Origin of the sequence: Pedomonas sp. (assembly GCF_036515995.1) — a bacterium.
Classification (GTDB): Bacteria; Pseudomonadota; Alphaproteobacteria; order Sphingomonadales; family Sphingomonadaceae; genus Pedomonas.
On the sequence record NZ_DATBUP010000192.1, the window covers coordinates 1 to 8,426 of the forward strand.

The window sequence follows — 8,426 nt, forward strand, 5'->3', positions numbered from 1 at the left end:
GGCGGTGCTGCCACGTTCATGGCGGAATATTCCCCTGATGACCGGCGCGGCTTTTACGGCAGTTTTCTGGAGTTCGGAACGCTGGCCGGCTTTTCCCTGGGTGCCGCCCTGATGCTGACGTTCTCGCTCCTGCTGGGCGAGGAGGCCATGTACGAGTGGGGCTGGCGCATCCCATTCCTTATTGCCGGACCCATGGGCCTGACCGGCATGTACCTGCGCTCGAAGATCGAGGACACGCCGGTCTTCCGGGAGGCAGCGGCAGGGCAGGAGCATCAGGTCTCGCACGTCAGCCTCCGGACGCTGGCCGCCCGCTACTGGCGTCCCCTGCTTGTGGTTGCGGGGCTCGTCGTTGCACTCAACGTCGTCAATTATACGTTGCTCAGCTACATGCCCACCTACCTGCAGCGGCGCATCGGCCTGACCAATGATCAGGCGCTGATCGTGCCGATCATCGGCATGTTGTTCATGATGGTTCTCCTGCCCTTTGCCGGGCGGCTCTCGGACCGCATCGGCCGTCGCCCCTTGTGGCGTATCTCGCTCGTCGGGCTTTTTGTGCTGGTGGTCCCGCTCTACATGCTGATGTCGACAGGGATGGCAGGCGCGATCATCGGCTTTGCGCTTCTGGGGCTGCTGTATGTGCCCCAGCTGGCAACCATCTCGGCAACCTTCCCTGCGATGTTCCCAACCTCGGTGCGGTTTGCCGGCTTTGCCATTGCCTACAACGTCTCGACGTCCCTGTTCGGAGGCACTGCGCCTGCCATCAGCAGCGGTCTCATCAGCCTGACCGGCAATGAGCTGATGCCGGCCTTTTATATGATGGCGGCTTGTCTGGTTGGAATGGTTGCGCTGCGCTTCATGCCGGAGACTGCCGGACGATCCCTACGCAGCACCGGCTTTGACTAAGAGAAAAGGCCGTCCAGTGTCTGGACGGCCTGATCTTTTGTTGGTCTGGTGATGCTCTGTGGCGTTTGCCCGGATAATTGGGCCGGGCTACGCTGCTGCCCGTTTTGCATCCGCGCCAATGCCCGGTGTCACCAGCGCATCATGCAGAACTTCGACGGCCTGGTCGAAATCCTCCGAGCCGAGGAGGAACTGGACATCAACGTTGCGGATCTGGTGCTGCAGCGCCAGGACCCGGATGCCAGCCTGCTCCAGCCGCGTCATCGCCAGAGCAACGAGACCCGGCTCGCTGATGTCGCTGCCAATGACCGAGACCATGGCAACGGGCGTCGCCTCGACCGTGGCATTGGGATAGCGCTTCTCCAGATCGCCCAGAACCTGCTGCATGGTGGCAGCATCCGTGTCCAGATGGTGGGTGATGGTATTGGCATTGGACGTCTTGCTGACGATGCGGGCGCGCCGCTGCGTCAGTACCTCGAGAATGCCGGCATCGTAGCCTTTCTCGCCCACCATGTCCTGCTCGAAGAACTGCAGGGCGACGAGCGAGCGGATCCCGGCGATGATCTCGACGCGGGGTCTGTCGGAGACATAGGCGCCGCAGATCAAGGTGCCCTCATCCTTGGGGTCGAAGGTGTTGCGCACGCGCAAGGGAATGTTCGACTGGCGCAGGCCCCGGCTTGCACGGGGGTGAATGGCCTCCATGCCCAGATTGGCCAGCTGGTCGGCGACATCATAATTGGTGTGGCCGATCTTGCGTGCCTTCTCCACGCCTACGAGCCTCGGGTCGGCGCTCGAGAGGTGGAATTCCTTGTGGATGATGGCCTCGCGCGCGCCTGTCAGGACGGCGATGCGGGAGAAGGTCATCTCGCTGTAGCCGCGACTGTATTTGCTGACCATGCCGCCTTCGCACGCCGCATAACCCGTCACGATGGGCAGCTGTGCGGCAAGGTCGATGCTGCCGAGTGCTGATGTGATGCGGCTGTCGAGCGTCGGCATTTCGCCATCGCTCCAGCCGGTCAGGTCGACGAACACGGCATTGATGCCGCGGTCGCGCAGCAGCAGCGCAGTCGTGTTGGCGCTGTGCGCCTCGCCAAGCCCCGCCAGCATTTCCTGAAGCGTTGCAAGCGGCTCGGATAGCCGGAACTGCCCGTGGCGGCGCAGGCGGTCCAGGTCCTCAAGGCAAGCCTGCATGGCGGCAATGCGTTCCTCAACAAAGCGGTCCGCGCTCACCCGGCTTGGCCCTTCGGGCAAGATCCGGGCATTCTGGGCCGTCATGGCGGCCCGTACGTCCGCCAGCGCCTCCTGCCAGGGGGCGTCAGGATCGTTTGCAAGGAAGCGGGCATAGACGCCCGGCGCCCCGGTCTTCTTGTGGCTGAGCAGCAGGTCCGTCATGCCCGCATAGGCGGACACGACAAAGATGCGGTTATAAAGATCCGCACCAGTGCGCTCGCCGATCAGCACGTTTCTCAGCACCACGTCGGTTGCAGACATGGACGTGCCGCCGATTTTCTCAACGGTATGGTTGCTCGTCATAACGCATGCTCCACCAGGGGACCGTCCTCAACGCGCAGCGGCTCGAAGGTGCGCGACGCAATGAACGACGGGCGGGGATGCTGTGCGCCGAACGGTTCCACCAGCCGGTTCGAGACGGCGTTGTAGACGATAAAGGCATTGGCACGAGGGAACGGCGTAATATTGCCGTTCGATCCATGCATCACGTTGCAGTCAAAGAGAATGACCGTGCCGGGCTCGCCCATGGGGGCGACGATGCCGTGGGTGGATGCCAGATCGGCAAGGCTGTCCTCGTCAGGCACGCCATACTCCTGTTTCTTCAACGACGTGCGGTAATGATCCTCTGGTGTTTCCCCAACGCAGGTCAGATATTTCCGGTGAGAGCCGGGAATGATCATCAAGGGGCCGTTGTGGGGCGTGTTGGCGGCCAGCAGGATCGACATGGAAAGCGCGCGCATGCGCGGCATGCCGTCTTCCACATGCCAGGTCTCGAAATCCGAGTGCCAGTAGAATTCCTTGCCGCGGAAGCCCGGTTTGTAGTTGAGCCGGGACTGATGAATGTAGACCTCATCATTCAGCAGAAACCGGGCGACGCCCGCCAGCCGTTTGTCGGATGCCAGGCGCGCCATGAGGCGGCTCTGGGCATGGATCTCAAAGATCGAGCGCACTTCGTTGCTGCCGCGCTCGGTGATGATCGTCTCCGGTTCAATGCCCGCAGGGTCCGCAACGAGCTTGGCAGCCTCGGCTTGAAGCTGCTTTACTTCATCCACGCTGAACACATTTTCCAGGACCAGATAGCCCTGGGTGTCAAAGTGCTCGGCCTGTTCCTGCGTAAGCGGCGCCGTTTCGTCCCACTGGCCATGCACCACAGGGTCGAGGCGCGGCAGCAGGCCCGGCCGCGCCTCCCGTCGGGAGGGGTATAGGTCGGTCATGGTATCTCCTGTGCGCCCTGATCTTCAAGCGGCAGTCGCCGCTTCCGGGTCCGCCGGATAGGCGCCGGTTTCGTCATGCACTTCACGGCCGGTCACCGGCGGGTTGAAGACGCAGGCCGTGACCAGATCGGTGCGCGGGCGCACGATATGCTTGTCATGGTTGTTGAGAACATAAAGGACGCCCGGCTTCAGATCATGCACCTCGCCGGTGGCCAGATCCTCGATCGTCCCTTCGCCTTCCAGAATGAAAACGGACTCGAGGTGATGCTTGTAATGCATCTGGAGTTCTTCGCCCGCGTACATGGTGGTGATGTGGAAGGAGAAACCCATGCCGTCATCCTTCAGCAGAAGGCGCGCGCTTTCCCAGCCCTTGCTGTGCACATTGCGATCAGAAGCACGGATGTCGGTCAGATTGCGAATAAGCATGGTTCTTCTACTCCTGTAATCCGGTTATTCAGCTGCAATGCTGCTGGCAGACGAGGGAAGGGCGGCACGCACGCACGCCTCCAGAATGTCGAGGCCGCGAGCAAAGGCTGCATCATCGATTGTCAGCGGTGCCAGCACCTTGACGATCTCGTCGTTGGGACCGCTGGTCTCGATAATGAGGCCGCGATCAAAGGCCGCCTTGGTAATGCGGCTCGATATCTCGCCCGAGCCGACGTTAATGCCGCGCATCATGCCCCGACCGCGCACGCTCAGGCCATGGGTGTCCGCCATATGCTGGAGCCTTGAGGCCAGGTAGTTGCCTCGACGCTCGACATCCTGAGCAAAGCGATCATCGCTCCAGAAATGGCGCAGTGCCGCCGTTGCTGTGACGAAGGCGTGATTGTTGCCGCGGAACGTGCCGTTGTGCTCGCCCGGCTCCCACTGGTCCAGTTCGGGGCGGAACAGCGTGACGGCAAACGGCAGGCCCATGCCTGACAGGGATTTGGCAAGGGTCACGATGTCCGGCATGATGCCGGTATTCTCGAAGCTGAAGAAGCCGCCGGTGCGGCCGCAGCCTGCCTGAATGTCGTCAATGATCAGCAAGGCGCCGTGGCGCTTTGCGATCTCGGCAATGCGGCGCAGCCAGTCGAACGAGGCGGCGTTGAGACCGCCTTCGCCCTGCACCGTCTCCACGAGAATGGCGGCAGGCGCATCGAGCCCGCTGGACGGATCCGACAGGCGCTGATCGAGCAGGGCTGCCGTGTCCACGTCCGGGCCGTAATACCCGTCATAAGGCTCGTGGCTTACATGGTTGAGCGGGACGCCGGCTCCACCGCGCTTGCCTGCATTGCCCGTGCAGGCGAGCGAGCCCAGTGTCATGCCGTGAAAGCCATTGGTAAAGGCGATGACGTTCTGGCGGCCGGTCACTTTGCGGGCCAGCTTGAGCGCTGCCTCGACCGCATTGGTGCCGGTGGGGCCGGTGAACATCACCCGGTAATCCAGATTGCGTGGCTTGAGGATGACTTCCTCAAAGGTCGCCAAGAAGTTGGCCTTGGCCTCGGTGTGCAGATCAAGCCCGTGCGTGATGCCGTCTGCTGCAATATAGTCCAGCAAAGCCTGCTTCAGGATCGGGTGGTTGTGGCCATAGTTCAGTGACGAGCACCCGGACAGGAAATCCAGATAGCGGCCACCCTGGTCGTCATGCATCCACTCGCCTTCAGCGCGAACGAATTGGCGCGGCATGGCGCGGGCATAGCTGCGGACCTGGGATTCCATGCGTTCATAAAGGGCGACGTCAGGCGCCGCACGTGTCGGTTTGGGTTCGACTGTCATGCGTCTTCCTTTTTCGTTTTAATCAGGCTTGCAAGAAAAGGGGCCAATGGTGACCAGATGCTCGGTCGAATGCGCCCCAGCGAAATGGGCGTCCTGTTCAAAGTAAGGGGTGCGAGCGAGCTCCAGACTGCGCTTGCGCGCAAAGCCGGTGAACATTCGCCAGGACGCCTCGTTGTCGTCGGTAATGGTGGTGATGAGGTGTGTCGCATGCGCCGTGGCCGGCCGATCAACAAGGACGGAGAGCATCTTCTGTCCAAGGCCCAGGCCGCGCGCATCGGGGTGAACGGCCACCTGCCAGACGAAGATATGATCTGGTTCTGATGGCGGGCAGTAACCGGATATCCATCCCAGGATCTGGCCGGCCCGCTCTGCCACGACGCAGGTGTCGGCAAAGTGCGTGCACTGAAGCAGGTTGCAGTAGGCCGAGTTCGTATCGAGTGGCGGGCAGTCCTCAACCAGCCGGGTGATGGCCGGGCCGTCCTCGGCGGTGGGCGTTCTGAAGGTCAGCGCATCAGCGGCGCGCAGATGGCCGGTCTTGTCTGTCGCGAGGGGGGATTGATCGGGCCGAGTGGCTGCCTGGCTGGGGTCTTGGCTGGAAATTGCTTCACTCCACGAAATAATTTTTTCTCATGCGACTCTTTGTGATCGCTTCGGGACGCTTAAGGTAGGGCTATACTTCGCTATTTCAACCATTTTTTTCGTGGAGATCGGGTGGGAACCCATTCCAAGTTGCCGCAAAAGCTTCAAAAACCGAAGCATTTCAGCGTTACAACTTTTGTTGCAACTTGCGAGAAGCACGTTAGGTGTGATGGGATGAATAACGAAATCACGACCAGTGCGTTGCGCGCGATCCGCCGCATTCTGCGGGCTGCAGACCTTAATGGCCGTATGCTCTCGGGTGCGACCGGTCTGACGCCCTCGCAGCTCATGGTACTGCAGGAGATCGAGCGTCGTGGCGAGACGACGCCGAGCGCGGTGGCGGCCGCATTGCAGTTCAGCCAGGCAACGGTGACCAACATCGTCGACCGGCTGGTGGAGGGCGACTTGGCGACCCGTCAGCGCAGCGAGCGGGACAAGCGGCAGATGATCCTGCGGGTAACGCCGAGGGGACAGGATGTCCTGTTCCAGGCGCCGGACTTGCTGCAGCAGCGCTTCCGCGGCCGGTTTGAGGAGTTGCCAGCCTGGGAGCAGGCCATGATCCTGGCGGCGCTTGAGCGCCTGTCAGACCTGCTTGAGGCCGGCGACATTGATGCAGCGCCGCTCATCGACGCAGGTGTCATCGACAGATCACGGTAGCATTGGGTACTGGATGGCGGCCAAAGCGGCACGGTCCTCTGCCCCAGCCGGTTTGCTCCTTCCTGTAATGATATCTGCACGGCTTATTCAAAGTATCGCTGATCCGCAAATTGGCCGCCGCCAATCTCAACAGCACAGAAGAACAATCCGCGCATCCTAGAGGCGGTCGGTAATCCGGACTGGGTGCTGGTTGGCCGTCCTTAGAATTTGCTTTGAGGCAAGCTCAATTCTCAAAGGTGGCCGCGGCTGTCGCTGATATCCCTCCCGTACCGGCAACTTGGACTCGGTATATATAACCGGATATATCATAGAGGCTGGCGATGAGTAATGCGGCGCAGCACAAGGCAGTCAAAAACTATCGCGCGCGCTTGGCGCAGCGCGGCTTCAAGCGGTTTGAGCTGATGGCTCTCGTATCCGACCGCGGGTTGTTGCGCTCACTTGCGCGCCGTCTTGCAGAGGAAGGACCAGAAGCGGAGCACGCCCGGGCTACGGTCAAGGCGTTGGTCGCAAAGGAGACTCCAAAGCCGGGTGGGATGCTTGCTGCCTTGCGCCGCTTGTTGGCGCGGATCTTGATTTATCCCGTCCGCGCGAAGAAGGTCGAATGGTCGATATTTAATGCGTTACCTTCTCGACATCAATATTATTAGCAACATTGTCAAGCCACAGCGAGCCGCTCGGCCATCCCGCCCGGCATAGATCAGTCCTGCCAAAGCGCTTTGATTGTGAAAAACTGCCTGCGCGCGGGCTTCCTGATTACCTTGCGCATTACCCACACATCCGGCGCGTTGCCTGTGCCGGTGGTAGCGAGGATAGGGGCAGGGCCTTGGCGCCTTTGCCGAGGAGGCGCACGATTGCGGCCTCGCCTCCGTGCAGACCGCGGCGTTGCAGGCTTGGGTAAGCGCGCATGGGATACGGGGTCAGCTCGACTGCCGCACGCACGAGCAGGCGTTGCATCGGGCGCAGCCATGCAGGCAGAATTGGCGCGGCTTCCATAAGGTCGAGGAATTCGCGCAGGATCGCAGAGTCTTCGAGCCCAGGCGCGGTGCGGGCCAGGAGTTGCTCCCACTCCGGCCAGCTGCGCGGCGGGTGCTCCGCCCCGTAAAGGCGCGCTGCTTCCTGTCCCTCCATAAACGCCCGCGATTTCTCTTCAAGGCTGAGCGGCGAGACGTAGCAATGATAGGCCTCGAGGAAGCCAAACAGGGCAGTGGCATGCACCCACTCCAGAAGTCGCGGGTCGTTGGCCCGGTAGGGCAGCCCGTCCGGTGTGGTGCCAGTGACGCGCTCGTGCATCTTGACGACAGCGGCAATCATCCGCTCGGCCTCAGCGCGGGGCGCGTAAACCGTCACCAGCGCGGCAAAGCCCGTGCGCCGCAGCCGTGTAACCGGATCTGCCCGGAAATTGCTGTGGTCCCACACGCCCGACCTGACGGATGGCTCGGCCAGTTCCAGAAGGACCGCGGCTATGCCGCCAACAAAAAGAGCAACCGGATTGGAAAACACTTTCCAGGAGATGCCGTTGAACGGCACGAGGGCGGGCGCATTGCGGGGACGGCCGAAATCAATATCAAAGCCTGGCGGCGGCTTTATCAGGTCGCGGATCGCAGCTGGCAGCATGCTGTTCTTTCGGATCAAGCGGCTGGGACGTTCTTATAACCTATGCATCGGGCCGGCGCATTCAATGGAGTGCTCAAGCAAGGGGCCGGGCGTGTGTCGTCAGTTGCCCTCCGGCCTTGGCCGACTGTTGGCCAGTTTGCCATCTTGGCGACCTGCTTGATGGGTACGGTCGTTTCCGCGCCTGACTAATTGAAATTGACGATGTCGCCACCGGGCACCTGGGCGACTGTGGTGTCACACAAGCAGACAGGTGACCGGGGAGGGCAATAACAGATGCTGCTGAAAGACAAGGTGATCATCATCACCGGCGTAGGTCCGGGGATGGGTCAGGCGATGGCAAGGATTGCCGCACAGGAAGGCGCCAAGGTGGTGCTGGGCGCACGCAACCAGGACTTTCTGGATGGCGTTGCCTCC

At 61.5% G+C, this 8,426-nt stretch carries 10 protein-coding genes; 4 read left to right on the forward strand and 6 right to left on the reverse strand.

The window, feature by feature from the left end; translation table 11 throughout:
- The coding region (locus VIG90_RS14275; RefSeq protein ID WP_331594191.1) for an MFS transporter at positions 1 to 903 on the forward strand (903 nt) is incomplete at its 5' end.
- Between the two features lie 87 nt (positions 904 to 990).
- On the opposite strand, the gene VIG90_RS14280 is transcribed toward VIG90_RS14275, so the two are convergent.
- Genes VIG90_RS14280 through ectA form a run of 5 tightly spaced genes read right to left on the reverse strand, consistent with a single transcriptional unit; the run spans position 991 to position 5,723 of the window.
- A complete protein-coding gene (locus tag VIG90_RS14280) occupies positions 991 to 2,433 on the reverse strand; it encodes an aspartate kinase (RefSeq protein ID WP_331594192.1) in 1,443 nt (480 codons plus the stop codon).
- The gene (gene thpD / locus VIG90_RS14285; protein ID WP_331594193.1) at positions 2,430 to 3,344 is read right to left on the reverse strand and encodes an ectoine hydroxylase; all 915 of its coding nucleotides are present in this window, start codon (positions 3,342 to 3,344) and stop codon (positions 2,430 to 2,432) included. Before thpD ends, VIG90_RS14280 begins: the two co-directional genes overlap by 4 nt.
- A gap of 24 nt (positions 3,345 to 3,368) precedes the next feature.
- Positions 3,369 to 3,770 carry an ectoine synthase gene (locus tag VIG90_RS14290; RefSeq protein WP_331594194.1) on the reverse strand — a complete coding sequence of 134 codons (402 nt, stop codon included), beginning with the start codon at positions 3,768 to 3,770 and terminating at the stop codon, positions 3,369 to 3,371.
- A 24-nt stretch (positions 3,771 to 3,794) separates the two neighbouring features.
- Complete coding sequence (ectB, locus tag VIG90_RS14295; protein ID WP_331594195.1) at positions 3,795 to 5,102, reverse strand: diaminobutyrate--2-oxoglutarate transaminase; 1,308 nt, start codon at positions 5,100 to 5,102, stop codon at positions 3,795 to 3,797.
- A gap of 18 nt (positions 5,103 to 5,120) precedes the next feature.
- Positions 5,121 to 5,723: a diaminobutyrate acetyltransferase gene (ectA, locus tag VIG90_RS14300; RefSeq protein WP_331594199.1), complete on the reverse strand. Its 603-nt coding sequence runs from the start codon at positions 5,721 to 5,723 to the stop codon at positions 5,121 to 5,123.
- 192 nt (positions 5,724 to 5,915) lie between these two features.
- Between ectA and VIG90_RS14305 the strand changes: the two genes are divergently transcribed.
- Entirely contained in the window at positions 5,916 to 6,398 is a 483-nt protein-coding gene (locus VIG90_RS14305; protein WP_331594196.1) for a MarR family winged helix-turn-helix transcriptional regulator, read from the forward strand.
- 320 nt (positions 6,399 to 6,718) lie between these two features.
- Positions 6,719 to 7,045 carry a hypothetical protein gene (locus VIG90_RS14310; RefSeq protein WP_331594197.1) on the forward strand — a complete coding sequence of 109 codons (327 nt, stop codon included), beginning with the start codon at positions 6,719 to 6,721 and terminating at the stop codon, positions 7,043 to 7,045.
- Between the two features lie 118 nt (positions 7,046 to 7,163).
- On the opposite strand, the gene VIG90_RS14315 is transcribed toward VIG90_RS14310, so the two are convergent.
- Positions 7,164 to 8,012 carry an oxygenase MpaB family protein gene (locus VIG90_RS14315; RefSeq protein ID WP_331594198.1) on the reverse strand — a complete coding sequence of 283 codons (849 nt, stop codon included), beginning with the start codon at positions 8,010 to 8,012 and terminating at the stop codon, positions 7,164 to 7,166.
- Between the two features lie 273 nt (positions 8,013 to 8,285).
- Between VIG90_RS14315 and VIG90_RS14320 the strand changes: the two genes are divergently transcribed.
- Positions 8,286 to 8,426: SDR family NAD(P)-dependent oxidoreductase (locus VIG90_RS14320; RefSeq protein WP_331594200.1), on the forward strand; the 141-nt coding region annotated here is incomplete at its 3' end.